This is a genomic window from Microbacterium sp. Ag1, from assembly GCF_001005635.1.
GTDB classification, from domain to species: Bacteria; Actinomycetota; Actinomycetes; order Actinomycetales; family Microbacteriaceae; genus Microbacterium; species Microbacterium oxydans.
Map to the genome: position 1 here is coordinate 168711 of NZ_LBCR01000031.1, position 24929 is coordinate 193639.

Here is a 24929-nt window from a genome sequence, read left to right on the forward strand (position 1 = left end):
TAGATTTAGTGCACGGATCTACGGGATGGAAGGACGACGGTGTCTGGCACACGAACACGCGCGGCGCGAGCGGTGGCCGCGGCCCTGGGGGTCACCCTGGTCGGCACGGCGCTCGCGGGATGCGCCCCCGGCTCGGGAGCGGAGACCATCCGCTTCACCTTCAGCAAGCGCGAGGCGATCGAGTTCATGACCGCCCTCGTCGCCGAGTACAACTCCTCGCAGAGCGACGTGAAGGTCGAGATCGACACCTCGGGCGTCGACGTCGTCTCGGCGAGCTTCGTGCGGGGCAACCCGCCCGACGTCATGCTCGCCAACTACAACTACGAGATCGCCCGTTTCGTGCAGCGGTGCGCGCTCACCGATCTCTCCGAGACCGACGCCGCTGCGGGCATCCGCGATGACCTGCAGCCGCTCATGGACCAGTACGGCTCCTGCGAGGGCCGCACCAGCGCCCTGCCGTACTCGGTGATGGCCGCCTCCGTCATCTACAACAAGGAGATCTTCGACGCTCAGGGCCTCGAGGTGCCGACGACGTGGGACGAGCTGCTTGCGGTGTGCGAGCAGCTGAAGGCGGCGGGCATCGACCCGTTCTACGGCACGTTCAAGGACGACTGGACCGTGGGCCAGGGCTGGTACGACTACACCGCGGGCGGCTCGGTCGACGTGATCGACTTCTTCGATGCGCTCGCGGACGAGGGCGCCGACGTCGGTCCCGACTCCGAGGTCTCGTTCTCGAAGGACTTCGCCGAGCCGATGGACAGGATGCTGCAGCTCGCGAACGACTACACCAACGCGGATGCCCCGAGCCGTGGCTACGGCGACGGCAACCTGGCCTTCGGCAAGGGCGAGGCCGCGATGTACCTGCAGGGTCCGTGGGCGTTCAGCGAGATCGCGAAGACCGCACCCGACCTGCGGCTGGGCACCTTCCCGCTGCCGATGACGAACGACCCGGCCGACCTCGGGGTGCGCGTGAACATGGACCTCGCCGCGATGATCCCCGAGGGGTCGCGCCATCAGGAGGCCGCCCGCGACTTCCTCGAGTTCCTCTACGAGCCGCAGAACATCGAGGAGTACAACGCCTCGCAGCTCGGCTTCACGCCCACGAAGGGCGCTTCCGCCCCCGACGACCCCCGGGTTGAGGGGATGGTCGAGTACTACGACAACGGGCAGATCTATCAGGGCCCGTCCGTGCTCGTGCCCAAGACGCTTCCGATGATGAACTACGCGCAGGCGATGGTACTCGGGGCTTCTCCGACCTCGATCCTGCGCACCATGGACGCCGACTGGGCACGCATCGCCTTCCGGGCGCCGATCCCGTCGACCCAGGACAACGCCGCCGGCGAGGAGGGCGCATCATGAGCACCACGACGACTCCCTCTGCTTCCGACAGCACGACCGTCATCGTCACGGGTGGCGACCGGAAGCTCCGGCGCCACACGCGCCGCGTCGAGCCGATCTACTACCTGTTCCTGCTGCCGACGCTCGTGCTCTTCACCCTCGCGATCACTGTTCCGGGCGTCATCGGCATCTTCTTCAGCTTCACCGACTCGATCGGCATCGGGGAGTGGAGCTTCAACGGGCTGACGAACTACATCGCGCTGTTCAGCGATCCCTCGATCCTGCAGAGCTACCTGTTCACGTTCGGTTTCTCGATCGCCACGGTGATCGTCGTGAACGTGATCGCATTCCTGCTCGCGGTCGGACTCACCTCGCGCATCCGCTTCAAGACGGGCCTGCGCACCATCTTCGTGATCCCGATGGTGATCTCGGGGATCATCATCGCCTACGTCTTCAACTTCCTGTTCTCCAACTCGATCCCGGCAGCGGGAGCCGCAGCGGGCATCCCGTGGCTCGAGACCAGTCTGCTCGCCAATCCCGACCTCGCCTGGATCGCGATCGTCATCGTCACCGCCTGGCAGGCCGTGCCCGGCACCCTGCTCATCTACATCGCCGGCCTGCTCTCTGTCCCCGGCGAGGTGTACGAGGCGGCGAGCATCGACGGCGCCAGCAAGACGCAGCAGCTCACCCGCATCACGTTGCCGCTCGTCGCGGGATACGTGGTGATCAACGTGATCCTCGGGTTCAAGGGCTTCCTGAACGCCTACGACATCATCGTCGGTCTCACCAACGGCGGGCCGGGCACATCGACCCGCAGCGTCGCGATGACGATCATCGCGGGCTTCAACGGCGGCGACTACGCCTACCAGATGGCCAACGCGACCATCTTCTTCATCGTCGCCGTGCTCATCTCCCTCCTCCAGCTGTCGCTGACGCGCGGAAGGAACGCACTCTGATGTCGACGCAGACACTCACCACGATCCCCACCTCAGGGAAGAAGCCGCGCATCCGCATGGAGCGCGTGAACTGGTCGGGCACGATCATCCTGATCCTGTGCGCCGTCACCGTGCTCCTTCCGCTGTACGTGACCATCTCGATGGCATTCAAGACCACAGGACAGGCGGTCGACGGCAACGCCTTCTCTCTCCCGGCGCCGTTCAGCATCGACGGCTTCGTCGAAGCCTGGACGCTCACGAAGTTCCCGGTCGGCGCGGGCATCTCCCTGCTCGTCACGGCGGGCACCGTGATCGCGACCATCGTGCTGGCGGCCTTCGCCTCCTACGCCATCGTGCGCAACTGGGACCGACGGCTGTTCCGCTACTCGTTCTTCTACCTGCTCGCGGCGATGTTCATCCCGTTCCCGGTCGTGGCCCTGCCGCAGATTCAGCTCACCGGACGCGTCGGACTCGACAACCCGTTCGGCGTGATCATCCTCGCCACCATGTTCCAGCTGAGCTTCAGCGTGCTGCTGTTCACGGCGTTCCTGCGGTCTATCCCGATCGAGCTGGAGGAGAGCGCGCGCATCGACGGCGCGACCACCTGGCAGACCTTCTGGAAGCTGATCTTCCCGCTGCTCGCCCCGATGAGCGCGACCGTCGGCATCTTCGCGTTCCTGTACGCCTGGAACGACTTCATGATGCCGTCGCTCATCATCGCCGACCCCGCGCTGCAGACGCTCCCCGTTCGGCAGAACCTCTTCCAGAACCAGTTCAGCAACAACTACAACGTCGCCTTCGCCTCGTACCTGATGGCGATGGCCCCCGCGATAGTGGCCTACCTGTTCACGCAGCGGTGGGTCATGGAGGGCGTCACGCAGGGCGCCGTCAAGGGCTGACACCGCACGACCACCGCAAGAGAGAAGGAGTTCTCCCCTCATGACCGACGCGCTTCTCGTCGAGACCCGCACCGCCGAAGACGCCGCCTGGTGGCGTCAGGCCGCCGTCTACCAGATCTACCCGCGCAGCTTCGCCGATGCGAACGGCGACGGCATCGGCGACATCCCCGGCATCGTCTCCCGGGCCGACTACCTCCAGGGCCTCGGCATCGATGCGGTATGGCTCAGCCCGTTCTACCCGTCCGCACTCGCCGACGGCGGATACGACGTGGCCGACTACCGCGACGTCGACCCGCGGCTCGGCACGCTCGACGACTTCGACGACATGGTCGAGGCGCTGCACTCCCGCGGCATCCGCGTGATCGTCGACATCGTCCCGAACCACTCCTCCGACCAGCACGAGTGGTTCCAGGAGGCGCTCGCCGCCGGACGCGGGTCGGCCGCGCGCGAGCGCTACATCTTCCGTGAGGGCACCGGTCCCGACGGCTCCGAGCCGCCGACCGACTGGGAATCCGTGTTCGGCGGCAGCGCGTGGGAGCGCGTGGCGGACGGGCAGTGGTACCTGCACAACTTCGCCGTGGAGCAGCCCGACCTGAACTGGGACCACCCCGAGGTGCGCGCCGACTTCTTGAAGACTCTGCGCTTCTGGTCGGACCGCGGCGTGGACGGGTTCCGCATCGACGTCGCCCACATGCTCACGAAGGACCTCAGCGAGCCGCTTCCCTCGCGCGCCGAGCTCGACGCGATGGACCGCACCTCGGGCACGCACCCGATGGTCGACCGCGACGACGTGCACGAGATCTATGCCGAGTGGCGCGCGGTCTTCAACGAGTACGACCCGCCGCGCACGGCCGTGGCCGAGGCGTGGGTGGACACCCCGGAGCGCCGTGCGAAGTACGCCTCGGCGGAAGGACTCGGCCAGGCATTCAACTTCGACCTGCTCGTGGCCGACTTCGACGCACGGCAGTTCCGGAGCATCATCGCCGACAACCTGCAGCAGGCGCAGGAGACCGGATCGTCGACCACCTGGGTGCTGTCGAACCACGACGTCACCCGTCATGCCACGCGTTACGGCCTCCCGGCCCTGAACGGACGACCGGTCAAGCAGGGCACGGAGTGGGTCAAGGCCGGCGGTCCGGCGGACGGCCTCGACCGCGAGGGCGGACTCCGCAGGGCACACGCCGCGACCCTGCTGCTGCTCGGCCTTCCCGGCAGCACGTACCTCTATCAGGGTGAAGAGCTCGGCCTGCACGAAGTGGCGCAGATCACGCCGGAACAGCGTCAGGACCCCGGGTTCTTCCGCGGTGCGGAGTTCGACGGGCTCGGCCGTGACGGATGCCGTGTGCCCCTTCCCTGGACGGCGGCCGGCTCCTCGTACGGCTTCGGCGCCGAGGGCGCGCACCTGCCGCAGCCCGAGTGGTTCGCGGAGTACGCGGTCGACGTGGAGGCCGCCGATCCGGCGTCGACGCTGTCGCTGTACCGCGAGGCCCTGCGCCTCCGACACCTGCTGCAGACCGGGGAGACCCTGGAGTGGATCGACACCGGACGTGCCGACGTGCTGCGCTTCACCCGGCCGAACGGATGGCAGGTCGTGTCGAACTTCGGCACGGAACCGTTCGACCTCGGGGATGCGGCCGCGGATGTCGTGCTCGCGAGCGCCCCGCTCGACGGCTCTGCGCTCCCCGGGGAGGCCACGGCCTGGATCGCACCGGCCGGTCTGCTCGGCTGAGCTTCCGCCCCTTTGCCGAAACGGAGATGATCCGCGCCCCGCGCGGGGTGTCGAGCACTGACACACCACGCGGACGTCGGGTCGTCTCCGTTTCGGCCATGGGTGACCGAGCGGCCGAGGCGATTTGATAATGGTTCTCATTAGCGTTTAGAGTGAGAGCATGAAGAAGCCCGTCGTCGCCCTCGCCCTCGCATCCGTCGCCGCACTCACGCTGGCCGGATGCTCGACCCCCTCGGCGGGAGAGGGCGACGACGGCACCATCACGGTCGTGGCGAGCACGAACGTCTACGGAGACATCGCGTCGACCATCGGTGGAGACCGCGTCGACGTGCAGTCGATCATCACGTCGGCGTCGCAGGATCCGCACTCCTACGAGGCGAGCGCCCGCGACCGGCTGACCGTGCAGAAGGCCGAACTCGTGATCGAGAACGGCGGCGGGTACGACGCCTTCATCGACACGCTGCTGCAGGATGCGAAGGATCCGCACGTGGTGACGGCCGTCGAGTACTCGCACGACTTCCCCGGCAACGAGGGGCACGACGACGAGGGACACACGGACGAGGCCGACCACGATCACGCCGATGAGACGGCCACCGAGGTGCCCGAGGAGAGCACAGCTCCTGAAGAGGACGCCCACGATCACGAACACGCCGAGGGCGAGGACGGCCACGAGGGGCACGACCACATCGAGGGCTTCAACGAGCACGTGTGGTTCGACCCGCACACGATGATCCATGTCGTCGAGGCCATCGCCGATGAACTGACCGAGCTCGACCCCGACGGCGCGAAGGAGTTCGCCGCCAACGCCGCCACGCTCACCGCCGACCTCGAGGGCTTCGAGACCGAGCTCGCGACCCTCAAGGCGGAGGCGCCGAACGTCAACGTCTTCATCACAGAACCGCTGCCCGGCTACCTCGCGGCCGCCGCCGGATTCACGGACGTCACCCCGGAGGGCTTCGCCGAGTCGGTCGAAGAGGGCACTGACGTCGCGCCCGCCGTGCTGCTCGAGGCGCTGAACGTGATCGACAGCGGACAGGTCACCGCGCTGCTGACGAACGCCCAGACCGGGGGGTCCGAGACCCAGCGCGTCGAGACCGCGGCGAAGGACGCCGGGGTTCCGGTCGTCGCCTTCACGGAGCTGCTCGAGGACGGATCGTCGTACTCTGAGTGGATGAGTGACGCGATCAAGAGCCTCGCCGCCGCCGTCCAGCCGTGAGCGGCGCCCTTCAGCGCGAGAAGCCGGTACTCCAGATATCCGACGCGTCCCTGCACCGTGGGGATCGCGAGCTGTGGTCCGGCCTCGATCTCACGGTCGAACCGGGGGAGTTCATCGCCGTGCTCGGTCCTTCCGGGTCGGGCAAGACCACGCTCCTGCGCAGCATCCTCGGCCTGCAGCCGCTGTCATCCGGGATGATCCGCGTGGCGGGTGAACCCGTCCATCGGGGCAACTCCCGCATCGGGTACATCCCCCAGCAGCGGAATCTCGCCCCCGACACGAGCATGCGGGCCCGCGACCTGGTCGCCCTCGGGGTGCAGGGCAGCCGCTTCGGCTTTCCCATCCCGCACCGCGGCGACCGGGCGAAGGTCGACCGACTGCTCGACGCGGTCGGTGCCTCCCACTTCGCGGATCGCCGCGTCGGACTGCTCTCGGGCGGCGAACAGCAGCGGCTCCGGGTCGGCCAGGCCCTCGCCGACGAGCCCGCACTCCTGCTGTGCGACGAGCCGCTGTCGAACCTCGACCTCGCCAACCAGGTCGCCGTGACCGACATCATCGACCGTCAGCGCCGTGAGCGCGAGGCGGCGGTGCTGTTCGTCACCCACGACATCAACCCGATCCTCGGGCGGGTCGACCGCATCCTCTACATCGCCGGCGGGCGGTTCCTGCTGGGAACCCCCGACGAGGTGCTGCAGACCCGCGTGCTCACCGACCTCTACGGCACCCCGGTGTTCGTCCTCCGCGCCGGAGATCGTCTGGTCGTCGTGGGCGTGCCGGACGCCGAGCCTCACCACGATCACGGTGATCACGCGCACGGGGGAGCGGCATGAACGCGGCGGCAGCCATCGCGCCCATGGTCGGCTGGGATGACATCTTCTCCTTCCAGGACTACGGCGAGCTCGTCGCCCTGCTCGCGAACTCGATCATCGCGGGAGCCGTGCTCGGGATCGTGGGCGGCCTGATCGGCGTCTTCGTGATGCAGCGCGACCTGGCCTTCGCCGTGCACGGCGTGAGCGAGCTCTCCTTCGCGGGCGCGGCGGCGGCCCTGCTCTTCGGCGGCAGCGTGGTGGCCGGATCCCTCGGCGGTGCCCTCGTCGCCGCGATCCTGATCGGCGTGCTCGGGGCCAAGGCCAGGGACCGCAACTCGATCGTCGGTGTGCTCATGCCGTTCGGTCTCGGTCTCGGAATCCTGTTCCTGTCGCTCTACGACGGTCGCAGCGCCAACCGCTTCAGCCTGTTGACGGGGCAGATCGTCTCGGTCTCGAGCCCCGACCTCGGGTGGCTGATCGGCATCAGCATGGTCGTGCTCATCGGGCTGCTGGTGATGTGGAACCCGTTGCGCTTCGACTCGCTCGACCCGGAATCGGCCGCCGCCCGCGGGGTGCCGACCCGCGCCGTGAGTCTGCTGTTCATGGTGCTGCTCGGCCTGATCGTCGCCGTGAGCGTGCACATCATCGGCGCGCTCCTCGTGATGGCACTGCTGGTCACGCCCGCCGCCGCCGCGATGCGCGTCACGGCCGGCCCCATCGCGGTGCCGTTGCTGGCTGCGCTGTTCGGGTTCGTCTCCGCGGTCGGCGGCATCCTGCTCGCCCTCGCCGGAACGCTGCCCGTGAGTCCCTACATCACCACGCTGTCGTTCACGATCTACGTGATCTGCTGGATCGTGCAGCGCTCGCGTGCCCGCATCCGCCGGGTCCAGGCCTGAGATCCACTCCCAGCCCCCGCTGATCGCCGCGGCCTAGACTCTTCTTATGGCTCAGCGGAACACCTGGCAGCGCGAACGCGTGCGCGAAGCACTCGCCGACGCGCGCGGATTCGTGAGCGCGCAGAGCCTGCACGCCTCGCTGCGCGATGACAACACCGGCATCGGCCTGGCCACGGTCTATCGCGCCCTCGCCGGGCTCGCCGCCTCCGGAGACGCCGACTCGCTGCAGAGCCCCGAGGGTGAGGCGCTCTACCGGGCATGCACCACGCAGGGCCACCACCACCACCTGATCTGCCGGTCCTGCGGTCTGACCGTCGAGATCGAGGCCAAGGACGTCGAGCAGTGGGCGCACCGCACGGCTGCCCTGCACGGATTCACCGAGGCCGCGCACGTGGTCGACATCTTCGGACTGTGCACTCCGTGCGCGAACAAGCGCGATGCCGAGAGGGCCGCGTCCGCGTGAGCTCCTCGGCAGCAACGGCGACCCGTCACGGCCACTCCCATCGCCCGGCACCCTCGCCGCGTTCGGCATGGATCGGCGTCGGCCTCGGCGCGGCCATCATCGCCGCCCTGTTCCTGATCGACGCCTTCCTGCCGAAGCTGTTCCCCGCCTCACTGCCCACCCGCGCGCAGGACGGCCTCACGCTCGCGCTGAGCGTGCTCATCGAAGCCCTGCCGTTCGTGATCCTCGGTGTGCTGCTGTCGATCGTGGTGCAGGTCTGGCTTCCTGCCGACGTCATCCACCGCTGGCTGCCGAAACGCGCGTGGGCCCGTCGCGCGGTGCTGTCGCTGCTCGGCATGCTGATCCCGGTGTGCGAGTGCGGCAACGTTCCTTTCGCCCGTGGACTCATGATGCGCGGCCTCGCGCCGGCGGAGGCGATGACCTTCCTCATCGCCGCACCGATCGTGAACCCGATCGTGATCCTCACCACGCACGCGGCGTTCGGCTGGGACGGCGGCATCCTCGTCGCCCGCCTCGTCGGCGGCTACCTGATCGCCAACCTGATCGGCTGGATCTACAGCCGCCACCCCGACCCCGACGGCATGCTCACGCAGCGTTTCGTCGACACCTGCGACCGGGTGACCCACGAACCGGGCACCCCTGTGCGCCGCAGCCTCACGCAGTTCCTCATCGAGCTGCGCGCCGTGATGCCCGCGCTCGTGATCGGCTCGGCGCTCGCCGGAGCCGTGCAGGTGCTCATCCCGCGGGAGTGGCTGCTGGCGATCGGCTCCAACCCGGTGCTGTCGATCGTCGCGATGATGGCCCTCGCGATGACGGTGGCCATCTGCTCGAATGTCGACGCCTTCTTCGCGCTGTCGTTCGCGTCGACGTTCTCGTCCGGCGCGATCGTGGCCTTCCTGCTCGTCGGGCCGCTCGTCGACATCAAGATGCTCGCGCTCATGCGCACGACCTTCACGGGCCGCACGCTCGTCGGGATCGTCGGCATCGTGCTCGCCGCGGCCTTCGCCATCGGGATCGGGGTGAACGTCCTTGTCTGAGCACGTGGCACTGTCTGAGCCCGTGGCGCTGTCTTCGCCCACCGCAGCGCGCGTTCGCGCTCTCGGCACCCGCTGGCTGGGTGTGGGGCTGGCCGCCGTGATCTCGGTCGTCACCCTCGGTCTCGGTCTCACCGGACGCCTCACCCTCTACATCAGCCCCGAGTCGGTGTGGTTCGCGTGCACAGCCGCCGTCGTCACCCTGGCCGGTGCGATCTGGTCGTGCACCCTCCCGCTCGGCGAGGAGAGCGACCACGGTCACGATCACGGGCATGCCCCTGCGCCCACACGCCTCAAGTCACGCGCGGAGAGCGCCGCCCGGGATCACGCCGACCTGGAGCACGCCGACCCGGAGGACGGCGACGGGCGCCCAGCCACTGCGCCCTCGTCGCGCCGCACACTTGCCGGGGTCGCCGCCGTCACGGGTGGCGTCATCGCCTCCGGGGTGGTGGTGGCCGGCCTCGTGCTGCCGCCCGCCTCGCTGTCCGTCGAGCTCGCGATGTCGCGCGCGGGAGAGCAAAGTGCGTTGTTCGCCGGTGCCGACACGGTGGCCCTCGGGGTCGCCGACACCTCGACGTTCGGCGTCGGCGACTGGGCGAGCGTGTTCGCCGCAGCGACGAACACTGCCGCGTATGACGGTGCGCCGGTGAAGCTCACGGGGTTCGTGACCCCGGACGATGCCGACGACGGCGTCAATCTCACCCGCCTGGTCATCACGCACTGCGTGATCGACGCGCAGACCGCCATCCTCCCCGTCGACGTGAAGCCCGACGACTACGCGACCGGCCAATGGGTCGAGATCACCGGAACTGTGCGTGCGGATGCCGATGGGAAGCTCCGCATTGAACCGACCGACGTCGTCGCGATCGACGAGCCGGGGGATCCCTATGAGTACTGACGACGAGCGCCCAGAGGTGCCCGCCGTCCCGCGCACACGCGCGGAGATGCGTGCGGCGCGAGAAGCCGCCGAGGCAGCGGAGGCGGAGCGGATCGACCGCGTGATCGCCTCCGCCGAACACGTCGCCGCGGCGCCGGACCACGCTCCGCACACCGCGGATCCCTCGTCTGCCGCTACGGCGTCCGCGGATCCCTCGTCTGCCGACCAGCCGGATGCCGTCGCAGACGAGGCAGTCCTCCGTGAAGCTGCCGTCCGTGAAGCTGCGGTGCGCGAGGCGGGCGACCGCGAGGTCGCCGAGCAGGAGGCCGCAGCCCGGAAGATGGCAGCCTTCGAGGCTTCAGCCCGAGAAGACGCGGAGGCGACCATCCTTCCGCCCGTCCCGCTCGCGACTGAGCCCGTGTTCGTCGGCGCGGCCCCGGACGTCGAGAGGGAGGGCGCAGAGGCGGCGGAGCCGAACACGCCTCCGGCCCCTCGCGTCGCGGCAGAGCCGGAGCCCGGGCAGACCCCGGGGAGCCGTCGTCGCTTCGTCGTCACGCTCGCCGCCGTGCTGGGTGTCCTCGTCATCGTCGGAACGGGGCTGGGTGTCGCGAGCCTGCTCCAGGGACCGCGCATCAGCGACGTACAGGTGAACGCCGCGCAGGCGATCGAGTCCTCAGGCAGCCGCGTCATCCTCACCGCGAACCAGGCGCTCGCCGACATCGACCCCGCGCAGGTGACGGTCGAGCCGGCGGTGCCGTTCACCGTCGATGCCTCCGGTCGCGGCGTGGGGGTGCGATTCACCGTCCCGCTCGACGATTCGACCGAGTACACGATCCGCGTGGCCGATGTCGTCGGTGCCGGAGGCGGCCCGACGACGACGCTGACCACGAGCTTCACGACGCCGCCGTCGAACATCTTCCTGCTACGCCGCGACGTCGAGGGCAAGGACAAGATCTTCCTCACCGACCTCAGCGGAGAGAAGGCCGTCGCGGTGTTCGAGCACGACAAGATCAACGACTTCCGTGCGACATCGACGCAGCTCGTGGTCTCGGTCGAGGAGGACGACGGATCCCGCCTGCTCGTGATGGACCGCGACGGCAAGAACCAGCGTGAGCTGAAGCTCCCCGGTGACGGCTACGTGGGGGCGATCCAGGTCTCCGAGCGCGGCGGCCTCGTCGGCTACAGCTACTCGGACAAGGAGCTCAGCGATACCGAAGGGCGCGCGAGCGTCCTCGTCACGCAGTCGCTGAGCGGCGACGACGACCCTCAGATCATCGAGGTCGCCGGTGCCGAGGCGAGCGTCTTCGTGTGGCAGTTCGTTCCCGACAGCGCGGCAGTGCTGTTCATCGACTTCGACGGAGCGCTCTCGCTCGTCGACCGCTCGACCGATGCCGGCGTGCAGTCGCTCGGTCTCGCGGCCACCATCCAGGGGATCTCCCGAGGCACGTACACCGCGATCGTGGAGCGGCTCGACGGAGCCGTGGTCGAACTCGATCTGGCCGACGGCTCGGAGCAGCCCCTCGCCGCTTCGGACCCCGACTACGGCACGGCGAGCTCCATCACTCCGTTCCCCGGCGGCACACTGCGTCACGTCGTCGCGCGTGACGAAGAGGGTCTCCCGATCGGACAGGTGGTCGTGCGGGTGGACGACGACGGTGCGGCGACCCCGCTGGTCGAGGTCGGGTCGACGGACTCGATCCTCCAGGCCTGTGCATCGCCGAGCGGTCAGTATGCCGCCGTCGTCGTCGCGCCCGACCTGGCGAACAACGCCTACGACGGGATGCTGCTGCCGCTTCCGGAGAACGTCGAGACGCACCTGATCGACATGGACTCGGGCAAGGAGCTCGTGGCCCTCACCGGCTTCGACGCCTCGTGGTGCCAGACGGCCCCGAGATTCTGAGATGACCGGCGGCCCCGACCCCGTGCGCGGTGCAGAGCCGCAGGAGGCTCTGCACCGCGCCGCCCGCACCGACCTGAGCGGCTCCGCCGTCGACGTCGCTCCGCGCCTGCTGGGTGGAGAGCTGCGCACGTTCATCTCCACAGCGACGGAGGCGGACCCGGTCGAGGTGCGGCTGCGCATCACCGAGGTCGAGGCCTATCACGGGCAGGGCACGGGGGAGATCCCCGACCCCGGCTCGCACGCCCGCATGGGACGGACGGCGCGCAATTCGACCATGTGGGGTGAGCCGGGGCGTCTCTACGTGTACCTGAGCCACGGCATCCACTCCTGCGTCAACGTCGTGTGCGGACCGGAGGGACAGGGCGACGGCGTGCTGCTCCGCGCCGGTGAGGTCGTGGCAGGGGTGGAGGCTGCAGCCCTGCGTCGTGGCGTCGCCCTTCCGCTCGGACGCATCGCGCTGCGGGACCTCGCCCGCGGGCCGGGCCGCCTCGGGCAGGCTGTGGGCCTGCGACATCCGCTGCACGACGGGATCGACGCCGTCACGGCAGGCCAGCAGCACGGGGCGCGGGCGGAACTCTGGCTGGGGCCGCAGCGCGACGACGTGGTGAGCGGCCCTCGGGTCGGAGTGGCAGGCGTCGCGGGGACCGCGGCATTCCCGTGGCGCTTCTGGATCGACGCGGATCCCACGGTTTCCCCGTTCCGATGGGGACGCGGTGCGGCCGAGGCGTCGAGTCGCGCGAACGGCTCGATGTCGGGCTGAGACGATGTCGGCCTGAGATGGTGCCGTGTGCGCGATGCGAACCGCGGCGCCGGCCGTGCTAAACTGACTCTTTGTCTGCGCACACTCCTGTGCGCAGTTCGCATGCTTCCCCTTCTGCGGCCGAGAGATCGGCGGGTCGTGGTCGTATGCAGACAAGGGATCTTGGGTGGGGCCGTCCGGCCTCACGGTATAGAAGGAGTCACATCATGGCAGCAGTGTGCCAGGTGACCGGAGCTGTTCCCGGCTTCGGACACAATGTCTCGCACTCGCACCGCCGGACGAAGCGCCGCTTCGACCCGAACGTGCAGAAGAAGACGTATTTCGTTCCCTCGCTCGGTCGTAAGATCACGCTCAACGTGTCCGCCAAGGGCATCAAGGTGATCGACGTCCGCGGCATCGAGAACGTGGTCAAGGACCTCCAGGCGAAGGGTGTGAAGCTCTAATGGCCAAGAAGGCTCAGGACGTCCGTCCGATCATCAAGCTGCGTTCGACGGCAGGTACGGGTTACACGTACGTGACGAAGAAGAACCGCCGCAACACCCCCGACCGCCTCGTGCTCAAGAAGTACGACCCGGTCATCCGTCAGCACGTCGAATTCCGAGAGGAGCGTTGATCAATGGCTAAGAAGAGCAAGATCGCTCGCAACGAGCAGCGCAAGGTCATCGTCGAGCGTTACGCCGAGCGTCGCGCCGAGCTGAAGAAGACCCTGATCGACCCGAACGCCACCGACGAGGCCCGCGAGGCCGCACGCGTCGGCCTGCAGAAGCTGCCGCGCAACGCGTCGCCGGCTCGCGTGCGTTCGCGCGACGTCATCGACGGCCGCCCCCGCGGTGTCCTCACGAAGTTCGGCATCTCGCGTGTCCGCTTCCGTGACATGGCACACCGTGGCGAGCTGCCCGGTGTCACCAAGTCGAGCTGGTAAGTCTCAGCAGACAGTCGATAGGGGCGAGGATCTTCGGGTCCTCGCCCCTTTCGCGTCCCTGCACCGCGCGCCGGGTCAGGTGATCACGCCGGATCAGGCCGTTTCCTGGACCTGCTCTCCCGCCCGCCGAGGCCCCCGAACATGTGACTGGAGTGACAAAAGTGACGCGACACGCCCAGTAATTGCCCAAAACCCGCGAAATGACGCGGAAATGAGGGTGGTCGTTGGTACATTCAAGGCGGTCGACAGACCAGGAGCATCCGCTCCGACACCCCACAACGATGCGACGGTCTTCGTCGCTGGAGGATGACATGGCTGACAAGTCCATCACCAAGACCGAGCTCGTCGCGAGCATCGCTTCCGCCACCGGCCAGAGCCAGGCCACCGTCTCCGGTGTCCTCGACTCGCTGTTCGCCACGGTCTCCGACGCTGTTGCCAAGGGCAGCAAGGTCTCCATCCCGGGCTGGATCTCCTTCGAGCAGGTCGACACCGCTGCTCGCACGGGCCGCAACCCGCAGACCGGTGCCGAGATCAAGATCCCGGCCGGCAAGCGCGTCAAGGTGACCGCTGGTTCCAAGCTCAAGGCTGCCGTCAAGTAATTCGACCGCACCTCTTCGAAGGCCGCTCCCGTTCCGACGGGAGCGGCCTTCGTGCTTTCTCATCGCCGGGCGCGCCTAGGCTGGAGGGGTGAGTTCCCGCAGCGAGTCGACGAGTCGGATTTCGGCGTATCGCGTCTCCGGCGTCGCCATCCTCCTCGTCGCCGCCCTCGTGGCCCTGGTGCTGGCGCTCCTCGTGGGCGGCGGGGCCAAGCCGCCCCTGCTGCAGGACCCCGGTCCGTTCGTGCTCTGGGGCACGCCTGTGGCCAAGCTCGTCATGAACGTCTCCGGTGCCGTCATGCTCGGCTCGCTCGTGCTCGCGCTCTTCGGTCTGCGCGCGGGGGAGCGGTCTTTCGATGCGGCTCTGAACATCGCCTCGGTCGGTGCCGCCGTGTTCACGGTGTCCGCGGGCCTCGCCGGGTTCCTGGCCTTCATGGCCGCCTTCAACCCGAAGCTCAGCATCGAGCGCGAGTTCGGCTCTCAGCTCGGCCGCTTCCTGCTGGAGCTGCCGCTGGGTCAGTCCTGGCTCATCACCACCATCTTCGGTGCCATCATCACGGTGCTGGCGTTCGCCTGGCGCTCGTGGACGCCCACGCTCATCACGGCGCTGCTCGCCGCGGCGTCCTTCCTCCCCCTCGCGACGCAGGGGCACGCCGGAGACCTCGCCGGGCACAACATGGCGGTGAACTCGATCCTGCTCCACACGATCGGCGCCGCGGTCTGGCTCGGTGGCCTCCTGCTGCTCGTGCTGCTGCGGGGGCGGACCGACGTCGACCCCGTGCGCCTCGTCGGCCGCTACTCCTCCCTGGCGATCGCCGCGTTCGCCGTGGTGGCGTTCTCGGGGGTCACGCGGTCGGTCGTCGCGGTCGGGAGCTGGGAGGCCCTGTGGGCGACTCCGTACGGCTGGATCGTGCTCGCCAAGATCGCCCTCCTCGGGGGCATGGGACTGCTGGGCGCCTGGTACCGGGCCCGCCTCATCCCCAAGCTGACGGGTCAGCGCGCTGCGGGCTGGTTCTGGCTCCTGGTGCTGTGCGAGGTCGCGCTGATGGGCCTCGCCTCGGGTGCGGCAGCCGCTCTCGCACGCACGCCTCCGCCCACCGGTGAGGTCGCTGCCTTCGCCCAGACCCCCGCACAGATCCTCACCGGCTCGACGCTGCCTCCGGAGTTGACGCTGGAGCGCTGGTTCACCGCCTGGGACTTCGACGTGCTCTGGCTCGTCGCTGCCGGCTTCGGCCTGTTCCTGTACCTCGCCGGCGTGCGACGCCTGCGGCTGCGCGGCGACCGGTGGCCGATCCATCGCACCGTGTTCTGGGTGCTCGGCATGCTGTTGCTGGTCTGGGTGACCAGCGGCCCGCTCAACGCGTACCAGGAGTACCTGTTCAGCATCCACATGATGGGCCACATGATGCTGTCGATGGCCATCCCGCTGCTGATGGTCTCCGGCGCCCCCATCACGCTCGCCCTCCGCGCGATCCACAAGCGCGACGACGGCACGCGCGGTGGTCGCGAATGGATCATGTGGGCCGTGCACTCTCCGTTCGCGCGCGTCGTGACCCACCCGTTCGTCGCTGCCGCGATCTTCATCCTGTCGCTGTGGGCCTTCTACTTCACCGATCTGGTGCGGTGGTCGATGTACGAGCACCTCGGCCACGAGTGGATGGTGATCCACTTCCTGATCTCGGGCTATCTGTTCGTGATGAGCCTGATCGGCGTCGACCCCGTCCCGTACCGTCTGCCGTACCCTGGCCGTCTGATCACCCTGATCGCGGTGATGGCGATGCACGCCTTCTTCGGCATCGCCATCATGATGCAGGAAGGCCTCATGGTCGCCGACTGGTTCGGCTCGATGGGGCGCGACTGGGGTGTCGACCCGATGATGGACCAGTACGTGGGGGGCGGCATCGCATGGTCGATCGGCGAGATCCCCACCCTGATCCTCGCGATCACCGTCGCGATCCAGTGGAGCCGAAGCGACACGAAGCTGCAGAAGCGCCGCGACCGGCATGCCGACCGCACCGGGGACGCGGAGCTCGAGGAGTACAACGCCAAGCTGGCGGCCCTCGCCGAGCGCGACAGCCGCGAGGGGCGCTGACGCCGAAGCGAGGTCCGGTCAGTCGACCGGGGCTTCGCTGGGGGAGCCGACCCTGATCGATGCCGTGCCGTCCGGCAGGATCGTGATCGTCCCGTTGAGCTGGAACGGCACGTCTTCGGACAGCGGCTGGACCTTGCCGTCGAACAGCGACCTGATGTCGACGTCGACGTGGGCGACCGCGTCCGTCGACGGAATCTGCCACTGTCCGCCGTCGGGTGCGACCGTGACACGGGGCTGGGTGGCGATCGACCACTTCGGAGCGGACGCGAGACGATTCGTGACCCGCAGGCCGAACGGGCAGGCGGTCGGCTGGAGGACCTCCTGCGTCGTGCACTCGGCGAGGAAGGACTCGACGCGCTCCTGGACCACGTCGATGAACGCCTCCGTCGGCTCGGTCTGCACATCGAGCGGCGTGATGGCCAGCGGTGTGTCCGCGAGCACCCCGTGGCCCGAGGCGGTCGAGATCGGGGTGTCGACCGTCACGGCATACAGTCCCGGTGTGAAGACGAGCAGGGGCAGCGGGTCGAGCGAGGCGGCGTCGACCCCGTCGACCGAGATCTGGCGCCTGTCGACCTCGAACCCGTTCACGGCGAACCGGTCTGCGCCACGCAGCGTCAGATCCACCACGGCCAGCGGGCTGGTGGTGAAGCGCCAGTTCGGGGTGACGCCCGCCCATCCGTCCTGCTCGATCAGGAAGGTGCTGGTTCCCGGATGGCCGCTCGCCCGGTAGTCGACGGTGACGGCCGTACCGCCTTCCGCCGGCTCCTCGGAGGTGACCTTCACATCGGTCAGGGGGGCGAGCGCGGCGTGACGGAGCATGGCCTCGGACGCGGCGGGATCGATGCCGGCGGCGTCGAGGGTCTCGCGATCGACCGCGACACCCGGCACGCGCAGCGCATCGGCGGCGCGGCCGGAGGAGAGCAGGTCGAGGTAGCGCACGACGAATGCCGACGGTCCGTAGAACTGCTGGTAGAGCGTGGCTCCGCCTGCCCCGAGAGCGGCGACGAGCACGAGGCCGACGACGGCGAGCATCGCCAGGTCGACCCCCAGGCGCGCGCGCCGGGGCGCGCTCGCACGTGCCCGGTCCATGGCGTCAGTCTAGGAGGGCGTCCTGGGGGGACGCCGAGCGTCGGCGGCCGTGCGCGGATGCCGGGACGTAGCATGGACGAGCGCCCTGTCCGTCCGCTGCCCCTGTGAGAACCGTGTCCCTTCCCGCCCTGTCCGAGGAGCAGCAAGAGCTGTTCCGGCTCATCGAGGACACCGGTGAACACGTCTTCATCACCGGACGAGCCGGTACGGGCAAATCGACCCTCCTTCAGCACTTCGCCTGGAACACGAAGAAGCAGATCGCGATCTGCGCGCCGACCGGCGTCGCGGCGCTCAACGTCGAGGGGCAGACGATCCATTCGCTGTTCCGACTTCCGATCGGCCTGATCGGAGATGCGGACATCGATCAGAACGATGCGACCCGCCGCATCCTGAACGCGATCGAGACGCTCGTGATCGACGAGATCTCCATGGTCAATGCAGACCTGATGGACGCCATCGACCGCTCGCTGCGGCAGGCACGGGGCCGCAGGGGTGAGCCGTTCGGCGGCGTGCAGGTGGTCATGTTCGGCGACCCGTATCAGCTCGCTCCCGTGCCGCCGCGCGGCGACGAGGCCCGCTACGTGCAGGACCACTACCGCTCGTTCTGGTTCTTCGACGCGAAGGTGTGGGCGGGAGGCGGCGGTGGGACCGGCGAGTCGGATCAGGACGGCCTGTTCGCTGTCGACACGCGTGCCGAGCTGCACGTGCGCGAGCTCGTGCAGATCCATCGCCAGTCCGACGACGGGTTCAAGGCCATGCTGAACGCCGTCCGCTACGGGCGCGTCACCGCCGAGATCGCCGGGGTGCTCAACACCCAGGGCGCGCGGACGCCGCCCGATCCCGAGCCGGGTGAAGTGCCGATGATCACGCTCGCCACGCGCAACGACATCGTGAACAGCATCAACAGCCGACACCTGGCTGCGCTGCCGGGTAAGGAGCAGACCGCGCGCGCAGAGGTGAGCGGAGACTTCGGGAGGGGCGAGGCCGCGCTCCCCGCCGAGTCGGAGCTGAAGCTCAAGGTCGGCGCGCAGGTCATGTTCCTGCGCAACGACACCGCGATGTCTGGCGAGCCGCCGCGCTGGGTCAACGGCACGATCGGGACGGTGGTGCGCATCCTCGGAAGTGCCGTGCGGGTCGACATCGACGGCGAGGAGGTCGACGTCGAGCCCGCCGTATGGGAACGGTTCCGCTACGCGTACGACCAGAACACCAAGAAGCTCACCCGCGACGTGGTGGCCGAGTTCACGCAGTTCCCGCTGCGGCTGGCGTGGGCGGTCACGATCCACAAGTCGCAGGGCAAGACCTATGAGCGCGCGATCATCGACCTCGGCTCCGGAGCGTTCGCACCGGGACAGACGTACGTGGCTCTCAGCCGGCTGACCTCGCTCGAGGGGCTCTACCTGTCGCGTCCGCTGCGCCCCCGCGACATCCGCGTGGACGAGGACGTGCGTCGGTTCATGCGCGACGCCTGGCTGGCCGCATCGACGCCGGAGCTGCCGAAGAGCTGAGCGCGGGTCAGGCGGCGGCGCGTGCGCGGTCGAGGTCTTCGAACAGCTCGGTGTTGAAGCGGTAGGCGAGCAGCACCTCGTCGATCACGCGCTCGCGCTCGGCATCGTCCCACGGCGCGGCGTCGAGCTGCTCGCGGTACACGTCCTTGAACGCGGCGGGGTCGGCGATGTCATCGAACAGGTAGAAGCCGATGCCGTTGGTCTCGAAGCCGAAGCGGCGAGCCATCACGCGTCCGATGAAGATCCCGCCGGACAGGTCGCCGAGGTAGCGGGTGTAGTGGTGCGCGACGAAGCCGCCGGCCCAGGTGGCGCCGACCTGCCGGATGCGGTCGACGTAGCGCTGCGTCGTCGGCAGGGCGACGATCCGCTCGCGCCAGTCGGCTCCGAGCAGGAACTCGAGGTCGGCTTCGAGCGCCGGGAGCCGGGTGAGCTTGTCGGTGATGAAGACGGAGGCCACGGGATCCTGGCGCATGCGGTCACCTGCGGATTCGAGCGCCTCGTAGATGAAGTAGTGCTGAGCGACGAGCGAGATGTAGTCCTCGCGAGACCCTTCGCCCTTCAGGAGGTCGGACATGAAGCCGGCGGTCTCGCTGCGGGAGTGCGATCCGGACGAACGCTCGCGCAGGGCGGCGGAGAAGGAGAGGATCTCGGGCATGAGGCAAGTGTAAGGCTTGCCTTACCTCAGGGGAAGTCCGAGTCGGCAGGCGTGCGCAGTCGTCAGGCGTGCGGTCGGGGCTCGACGCCCAGGCGCGAGCACGCGGCGTCGTAGAGTGCCACGACCTCCCGGCGCACGGACGGGCGGTCGGCGATCGGACCGCCGGGCCACGGCACGCGCAGCTCGGTCACGATGCCGTCGCGGGTGATGTCCCATGTCCCCGCCTCGCCGTCGAATCCGGTCATGACGGAGTCCGTGATGTGCGCGTCCGAGGTGTCGGCGAAGGCTCGTGCGATGAGCAGGTTGTCGTCGGTGTGGTCGCCGTTCATGTGGCGGAGGACGGCGGTGATCACGTCTGCGTCGAAGGTGTGGGGCACGCTCCCCACCCTATGTCGACCTCCGACCCCGTCGCGGGGCCGACTTTCAGCATCGGCGCTCTAGACTCGGGAGACACGTCTTCGGGGGTTCTATCCATGCAGCTTCTCTCGTCGCGCCGGTGGCGCGCCGCAACGGCGACGGCGGCCGTGCTCGCTCTCGTCCTCACCGGATGCTCTTCCGAGGAGTCCTTCTCCTACACGCCTCCCGCTCAGGTGGACGGCTCGCTTCCCGACGACACCGTCGCCGCGATGCAGGCGGCCGTCGAGAACGCGCTCACCGCGTCCGGGGCGTCCGGCGCCATCGTCGGCGTGTGGGCGCCCTGGAGCGGAAGCTGGGTGGCGGGCATCGGCACGCAGGATCGCGAGGGTGGAACCGAGCTGTCGACGGACATGTCGTTCCGCATCGCGGACGTGACCCGTCTGATGACCTGCGACGTCCTCTACGCCCTCGCCGACCGGAAGGTGGTCGAGCTGGATGCGAACGTCGCCGACTACGTCTCCGGCGTCGCGGACATGCGCGACGAGGGCATCACGCTCCTCGATCTCTGCAACGGGACCAGCGGTGCCGGATCCTCCGAGCCGACCGTGAAGTCGGCCTGGATGAACACCCCTGACCGGGTGTGGTCCCCGCTGGAACTCGCCGGGTTCGGGCTGGCGCGCGACCGGGTCGCCCCGCACACGACCTTCCGCGACTCCGACGCCGGATACCTGCTGCTCGGCCTGGCCCTCGAGCGCGCTTCGGGCATGACGGCCTCCGAACTGATCGCCGAGTACGTCACCGATCCGCTCGGGCTCCCCGATACCTCGCTGCCGGGACCGGCCGCCGCGAAGCCGGGGACCGGAGCTTCCCTGGACGGTCACTACCTCAACGCGGTCGAGGGAGGGTTCGATTGCGCGGCCCCCGTCGACATCACCACGCTGTCCTCCAGCACGGGCTTCACCGATTCGGGCGTCGTGTCGACCATCACCGATCTCGGCCGCTACGCGCAGGCCGAGGCGCAGCAGGCTCTTCGCACCAAAGACAAGCCGGACCGCTTCGGCGCCCCGCTGCCGGTCGCCGAAGGCGCCCCGTCGTGGTACCAGGCCACCGGCGGCGCCTACCTCGTCGGCTCGATGATCGGCCAGCACGGTTGGACACCCGGTTACGCCACCGCCGCATACTCCGATCCGGCGACCGGATTCACCGTGGCCGTGGTGCTCAACGACTCGACGGGCGGCGACGTGTTCTCCCAGCGGCTCTCCTGGGAGCTCGCGGCCATCGCGTCGAAGGCTCCGGCCGCAGCAGGGCAGACCGCGCCGGAGTTTGGTCTTCCTTTCACCGCCGAGCAGTACCACCAGGCGATCACCGATGCCGCGATCCCGTGCGTCGCCCCGCCGGCTGCGGAGTGACCCGCTTCGACTGAGAGGCACGCGAAGGGGCGACGATGGCGATCATCGACAATGCGATCTACGTGGATGGCGTCCGCACCGAGAACCCGGTGACGCTCAGCGAGACCTTCGAGCGCATGCGCGAGCGCGGCGGCATGGGCTGGATAGGCCTCTACCGGCCGAGCGAGGAGGAGATCCGCGAGGTCGCCGACGAGTTCGGCATCCATGCGCTCGTCGTGGAGGACGCCCTCTCCGGTCATCAGCGCGCCAAGCTCGAGCGCTACGGCGACGTGCTGTTCATGGTGCTGCGACCCGCCCGCTATCTCGATGACGTCGAAGAGGTCGAGTTCGGCGAGGTGCACGTCCTCGTCGGGCCGGACTTCGTCGTGACGATCCGGCACGCGGAAGCCCCCGATCTCGGTCGTGTCCGTCGGCGCCTGGAAGCCGACCCTGCGCTCCTCTCCCACGGTCCTGAGGCCGTGCTCTACGCCATCCTCGACGAGGTCGTCGACGAGTACACGCCCGTGCTCGCCGGACTCGAGAACGACATCGACGAGATCGAGAGCCAGCTGTTCGAGGAAGACACCGACGCCACGCAGCGCATCTACGACCTGGGCAGGGAGGTCATCGACTTCCAGCGTGCAACGCAGCCGCTCTCGGGAATGCTCGAGGCGCTCCTGCGCGGGTCCGACAAGTACGAGGTGGGCGAGGAGCTGCGCCGCTACCTTCGCGATGTGCTGGATCACACGCTGCGCGTGAGCGACCGCGCGACCACGTTCCGCACCGTGCTCGACAACGCGCTCACGGTGGAGTCGACCATCGTCGCGCGTCGCCAGAACGAGGAGATGCGGCGGATGACGGAGCTCAGCATCCGTCAGAACGACGAGGTCAAGAAGATCTCGGGGTGGGCGGCCATCCTGTTCGCCCCGACGCTCGTCGGCACGATCTACGGCATGAACTTCGACCACATGCCCGAACTGCACTGGCTGCTCGGCTACCCCATGGCGATCGCGATGATGGTCGCGCTGGGCTTCGGCCTCTACGCCGCGTTCAAGCGCAAGGGCTGGCTCTAGGCGCCGTCGCGGTGGCCGGAGCTGTCCGGAATCGTATGCTCGGCGACGGTTCCTCTCCTTGCCGACGAACCAGGCACGGGCGACGATGAGCGGATGAACGCTCACTCCGACACCGCCCTGCTCGTCGTCGATGCGCAGGAGTCGTTCCGTCAGCGCGCCGATGACTGGGCGACCACCGCGAACCCCGCCGTGCTCGAGAACATCGCGCTCCTCGTCGCGCATGCCCGTCGCGTGGGGGACGAGGTCGTCTGGGTCACCCACTCCGAGCCCGGGTCCGGCGGCGTGTTCGACCCGGTCAACGGGTTCGTGCGCGTGATCGATGCTCTCGAGCCTCTCGCCTCGGAGCCGGCGTTGACGAAGACCACCATCAACGCCTTCGCGTCGACCGACCTCGAGGAGAGGCTGCGCCGTGATGGCATCCGCCGGCTGGTGGTGTGCGGCATCCGCACCGAGCAGTGCTGCGAGACGACGACGCGGGTGGCTGCCGACCTCGGCTTCGAGGTCGAGTTCATCACGGACGCCACCACGACGTCGTCGATCCCGGCGGCGGGTGCTCTGGCGGCGGTATCGGGGGAGGACATCATGCGACGCACCGAGAGCATCCTCGCCGCCCGCGGTTTCGCCACGATCGGCAGCACCCGGGAGCGGGTGGGCGCATCCGTGGATGAGGCCTCCGCCGCGCCGTGACCCTGAGCAGGGACTCAGTCCTCGGGGTCGGCCTCTGGCATGCCGGGCCCCGGACCCGGACGCACCGGCGCCTCGGGGGCGATGTCGATGCGGGTGTTGCCGTCGTGCTCGGTGACCTCGACGCGGGGGGCGGCGTCGGCCTCGGTGGCGTCGGGGGCTGATGTCAGCTGATCGTGTCGCTTCTCCGCGCTCGTCATCTCGTCGTCCGTCGTGTGTTCAGGCGTGCTCATGGTTCTCCTTCTGGTCGCCGGCGGGCTCTCCGCCGGAGGGGGCGTTCTTCTTGTCCGCATGTCTTCTGCTCCAGCGCGCCAGCGCGTAGAGCACGCCGCCGACCGCGAGCAGGATCGCCCCGAAGAGCCACACCGCAGGTCGCTGCTGGGTGAGCAGCAGGATGCAGGAGGCGATCCCGAGCACGGGCACGAAGGTCCAGACACGGAAGTGGTCGTGCTCGACGCGGTCGCGACGCAGCACCAGCACGGAGACGTTGACGCTCAGGAAGACGACGAGGAGCAGCAGCACCACGGTCTCGGCGAGGGTGGCCAGATCGCCGACGAGTGTCAGGCCCATCGCCACGAGGGTGGTGGTGAGGATCGCGACCCATGGGGTCTTGCGCTTCGGGAGCACGCGTCCGAGAGCGGCGGGAAGCAGCCCCTGCTCCGCCATGCCGTAGGTGAGACGGCTGACCATGATCATCGTGAGCAGGGCGCCGTTGGCCACGGCGACGAGCGCGATCAGGCTGAACAGCCACGACGGGATGCCTGCTCCCGTCGCCTCGACCACGGCCAGCAGCGGGCCGCTCGACTCCTGCAGCTCGGCGGGAGGCAGGGCGATCGAGCTCGCGAGACCCACCAGGATGTAGACGGCGCCGGCGGTGATGAGGGCTCCGAACAGGGCGCGGGGATACGTGCGACGCGGGTTCTTCACCTCTTCGATCATGTTGGCGGAGGTCTCGAAACCCACGAAGGAGTAGTAGGCGATGACCGCTCCGGACAGCACGGCGATGGCGACGCCGGTCCCCTCAGGGCCCTCGACGGTGCGGGAGGCATCGCCGCCGCCGCCGAAGAAGAAGACCGCCACCACGGCGATCACGATCACCAGGCCGCTGAGCTCGATCGCGGTCATCACGAGGTTGGCGCCCATGGATTCGCGGATTCCGCGGGCGTTGAGGAGGGCGACGAGTGCGAGGAAGGCGATCGCGACAGGGATGGTGGGCAGGTCGAGGAAGGTGCCAAGGTAGTCGCCGGCGAACGCGATGGCGAGTCCGGCCGCGCTGGTCACGCCCGCCGCGAGCATGCTGAACCCCACCAGGAACGAGACGAGGGGGCTGTGGAACGCGCGCTCCGCGAACACGGCAGCGCCCCCAGCGCGAGGGTACTTGGTCACGAGCTCGGCATAGGATCCGGCCGTGAGCATGGCGAGCAGCAATGCCAGGAGCAGCGGGGCCCACAGCATCCCCCCGACCTTCTCGGAGAGCACGCCCATCAGCGCGTAGATGCCCGCACCCAGCACATCGCCGAGGATGAACGCGAACAGGAGGGGGCCGGTGATCGCTCTCCGCAGGCGGGTCGGGGATTCAACCTGCGGCGCGGTCTCGGTGGTCATGCCAGCAGGCTAAACGGGTGCTCAACGGTCCGACCACGGGGTTGACATGGCCGGACCGGACGACGAGGCAGGCGGCCGTCTTCCGTGCCTCCGCCCCGGAGCAC

The 24929-nt window shown here is 68.7% G+C and carries 26 protein-coding genes; 21 read left to right on the forward strand and 5 right to left on the reverse strand.

Features of this window, described 5'->3' with window-relative positions; translation table 11 throughout:
- Nucleotides 1–39: 39 nt before the first annotated feature.
- The 17 genes from AAY78_RS12540 (at nt 40) to AAY78_RS12620 (ending at nt 16466) form a co-directional block, all read left to right on the forward strand.
- Nucleotides 40–1359, forward strand: a complete 1320-nt coding sequence (locus tag AAY78_RS12540; RefSeq protein ID WP_046748626.1) for an ABC transporter substrate-binding protein — start codon at nt 40–42, stop codon at nt 1357–1359.
- The gene (locus AAY78_RS12545; protein ID WP_046748627.1) at nt 1356–2294 is read left to right on the forward strand and encodes a carbohydrate ABC transporter permease; all 939 of its coding nucleotides are present in this window, start codon (nt 1356–1358) and stop codon (nt 2292–2294) included. The genes AAY78_RS12540 and AAY78_RS12545 overlap by 4 nt, the downstream gene beginning before the upstream one ends.
- Nucleotides 2294–3172, forward strand: coding sequence for a carbohydrate ABC transporter permease (locus AAY78_RS12550; protein WP_046748628.1), 879 nt, complete (start codon nt 2294–2296; stop codon nt 3170–3172). Before AAY78_RS12545 ends, AAY78_RS12550 begins: the two co-directional genes overlap by 1 nt.
- Before the next feature lie 40 nt (nt 3173–3212).
- Nucleotides 3213–4901, forward strand: coding sequence for a glycoside hydrolase family 13 protein (locus AAY78_RS12555; RefSeq protein WP_046748629.1), 1689 nt, complete (start codon nt 3213–3215; stop codon nt 4899–4901).
- A 160-nt stretch (nt 4902–5061) separates the two neighbouring features.
- Nucleotides 5062–6117 carry a metal ABC transporter solute-binding protein, Zn/Mn family gene (locus AAY78_RS12560; RefSeq protein ID WP_046748630.1) on the forward strand — a complete coding sequence of 352 codons (1056 nt, stop codon included), beginning with the start codon at nt 5062–5064 and terminating at the stop codon, nt 6115–6117.
- Nucleotides 6114–6947, forward strand: coding sequence for a metal ABC transporter ATP-binding protein (locus tag AAY78_RS12565; protein ID WP_046748631.1), 834 nt, complete (start codon nt 6114–6116; stop codon nt 6945–6947). The genes AAY78_RS12560 and AAY78_RS12565 overlap by 4 nt, the downstream gene beginning before the upstream one ends.
- The gene (locus AAY78_RS12570) at nt 6944–7822 is read left to right on the forward strand and encodes a metal ABC transporter permease (RefSeq protein ID WP_378801817.1); all 879 of its coding nucleotides are present in this window, start codon (nt 6944–6946) and stop codon (nt 7820–7822) included. The genes AAY78_RS12565 and AAY78_RS12570 overlap by 4 nt, the downstream gene beginning before the upstream one ends.
- A gap of 46 nt (nt 7823–7868) precedes the next feature.
- Nucleotides 7869–8285, forward strand: coding sequence for a Fur family transcriptional regulator (locus tag AAY78_RS12575; protein WP_045263847.1), 417 nt, complete (start codon nt 7869–7871; stop codon nt 8283–8285).
- Nucleotides 8282–9322: a permease gene (locus AAY78_RS12580; protein WP_082108678.1), complete on the forward strand. Its 1041-nt coding sequence runs from the start codon at nt 8282–8284 to the stop codon at nt 9320–9322. The genes AAY78_RS12575 and AAY78_RS12580 overlap by 4 nt, the downstream gene beginning before the upstream one ends.
- Before the next feature lie 4 nt (nt 9323–9326).
- Entirely contained in the window at nt 9327–10217 is an 891-nt protein-coding gene (locus tag AAY78_RS12585) for a TIGR03943 family putative permease subunit (protein ID WP_231589718.1), read from the forward strand.
- The gene (locus AAY78_RS12590; protein ID WP_231589719.1) at nt 10207–12096 is read left to right on the forward strand and encodes a hypothetical protein; all 1890 of its coding nucleotides are present in this window, start codon (nt 10207–10209) and stop codon (nt 12094–12096) included. Before AAY78_RS12585 ends, AAY78_RS12590 begins: the two co-directional genes overlap by 11 nt.
- 1 nt (nt 12097) lies before the next feature.
- Nucleotides 12098–12856 carry a DNA-3-methyladenine glycosylase gene (locus tag AAY78_RS12595; protein ID WP_046748632.1) on the forward strand — a complete coding sequence of 253 codons (759 nt, stop codon included), beginning with the start codon at nt 12098–12100 and terminating at the stop codon, nt 12854–12856.
- A 206-nt stretch (nt 12857–13062) separates the two neighbouring features.
- Nucleotides 13063–13299, forward strand: coding sequence for a 50S ribosomal protein L28 (gene rpmB / locus AAY78_RS12600; protein ID WP_017203559.1), 237 nt, complete (start codon nt 13063–13065; stop codon nt 13297–13299).
- Nucleotides 13299–13469: a 50S ribosomal protein L33 gene (gene rpmG, locus AAY78_RS12605; RefSeq protein WP_017203558.1), complete on the forward strand. Its 171-nt coding sequence runs from the start codon at nt 13299–13301 to the stop codon at nt 13467–13469. Before rpmB ends, rpmG begins: the two co-directional genes overlap by 1 nt.
- Nucleotides 13470–13472: 3 nt before the next feature.
- Entirely contained in the window at nt 13473–13778 is a 306-nt protein-coding gene (gene rpsN / locus AAY78_RS12610) for a 30S ribosomal protein S14 (protein WP_017203557.1), read from the forward strand.
- A gap of 311 nt (nt 13779–14089) precedes the next feature.
- Nucleotides 14090–14377: an HU family DNA-binding protein gene (locus AAY78_RS12615; protein ID WP_017203554.1), complete on the forward strand. Its 288-nt coding sequence runs from the start codon at nt 14090–14092 to the stop codon at nt 14375–14377.
- Nucleotides 14378–14465: 88 nt separating this feature from the next.
- Entirely contained in the window at nt 14466–16466 is a 2001-nt protein-coding gene (locus AAY78_RS12620) for a cytochrome c oxidase assembly protein (protein WP_082108679.1), read from the forward strand.
- A gap of 18 nt (nt 16467–16484) precedes the next feature.
- Here AAY78_RS12620 and AAY78_RS12625 read toward each other — a convergent pair whose 3' ends face one another.
- Complete coding sequence (locus AAY78_RS12625; protein WP_046748633.1) at nt 16485–17555, reverse strand: hypothetical protein; 1071 nt, start codon at nt 17553–17555, stop codon at nt 16485–16487.
- A gap of 113 nt (nt 17556–17668) precedes the next feature.
- On the opposite strand from AAY78_RS12625, the gene AAY78_RS12630 reads away from it, so the two are divergent.
- Nucleotides 17669–19063 carry an ATP-dependent DNA helicase gene (locus AAY78_RS12630; protein WP_046748634.1) on the forward strand — a complete coding sequence of 465 codons (1395 nt, stop codon included), beginning with the start codon at nt 17669–17671 and terminating at the stop codon, nt 19061–19063.
- A 7-nt stretch (nt 19064–19070) separates the two neighbouring features.
- On the opposite strand, the gene AAY78_RS12635 is transcribed toward AAY78_RS12630, so the two are convergent.
- Together AAY78_RS12635 and AAY78_RS12640 are read right to left on the reverse strand one after the other, a co-directional pair.
- Nucleotides 19071–19718 (reverse strand): biliverdin-producing heme oxygenase, encoded by a 648-nt coding sequence (locus AAY78_RS12635; protein ID WP_046748635.1) that lies wholly within the window; start codon nt 19716–19718, stop codon nt 19071–19073.
- Nucleotides 19719–19780: 62 nt separating this feature from the next.
- Nucleotides 19781–20095, reverse strand: a complete 315-nt coding sequence (locus tag AAY78_RS12640; RefSeq protein WP_197077699.1) for a DUF2470 domain-containing protein — start codon at nt 20093–20095, stop codon at nt 19781–19783.
- A 96-nt stretch (nt 20096–20191) separates the two neighbouring features.
- On the opposite strand from AAY78_RS12640, the gene AAY78_RS12645 reads away from it, so the two are divergent.
- From AAY78_RS12645 to AAY78_RS12655, 3 genes are all read left to right on the forward strand, one after another.
- Nucleotides 20192–21484: a serine hydrolase domain-containing protein gene (locus AAY78_RS12645; protein WP_046748636.1), complete on the forward strand. Its 1293-nt coding sequence runs from the start codon at nt 20192–20194 to the stop codon at nt 21482–21484.
- Between the two features lie 35 nt (nt 21485–21519).
- Nucleotides 21520–22536: a magnesium/cobalt transporter CorA gene (corA, locus tag AAY78_RS12650; protein WP_046748637.1), complete on the forward strand. Its 1017-nt coding sequence runs from the start codon at nt 21520–21522 to the stop codon at nt 22534–22536.
- Between the two features lie 93 nt (nt 22537–22629).
- A complete protein-coding gene (locus AAY78_RS12655; protein ID WP_046748638.1) occupies nt 22630–23223 on the forward strand; it encodes an isochorismatase family protein in 594 nt (197 codons plus the stop codon).
- Nucleotides 23224–23237: 14 nt separating this feature from the next.
- On the opposite strand, the gene AAY78_RS12660 is transcribed toward AAY78_RS12655, so the two are convergent.
- Nucleotides 23238–23453, reverse strand: coding sequence for a hypothetical protein (locus AAY78_RS12660; protein ID WP_046748639.1), 216 nt, complete (start codon nt 23451–23453; stop codon nt 23238–23240).
- Complete coding sequence (locus AAY78_RS12665) at nt 23440–24825, reverse strand: APC family permease (RefSeq protein ID WP_046748640.1); 1386 nt, start codon at nt 24823–24825, stop codon at nt 23440–23442. The genes AAY78_RS12660 and AAY78_RS12665 overlap by 14 nt, the downstream gene beginning before the upstream one ends.
- Between the last annotated feature and the right edge of the window lie 104 nt (nt 24826–24929).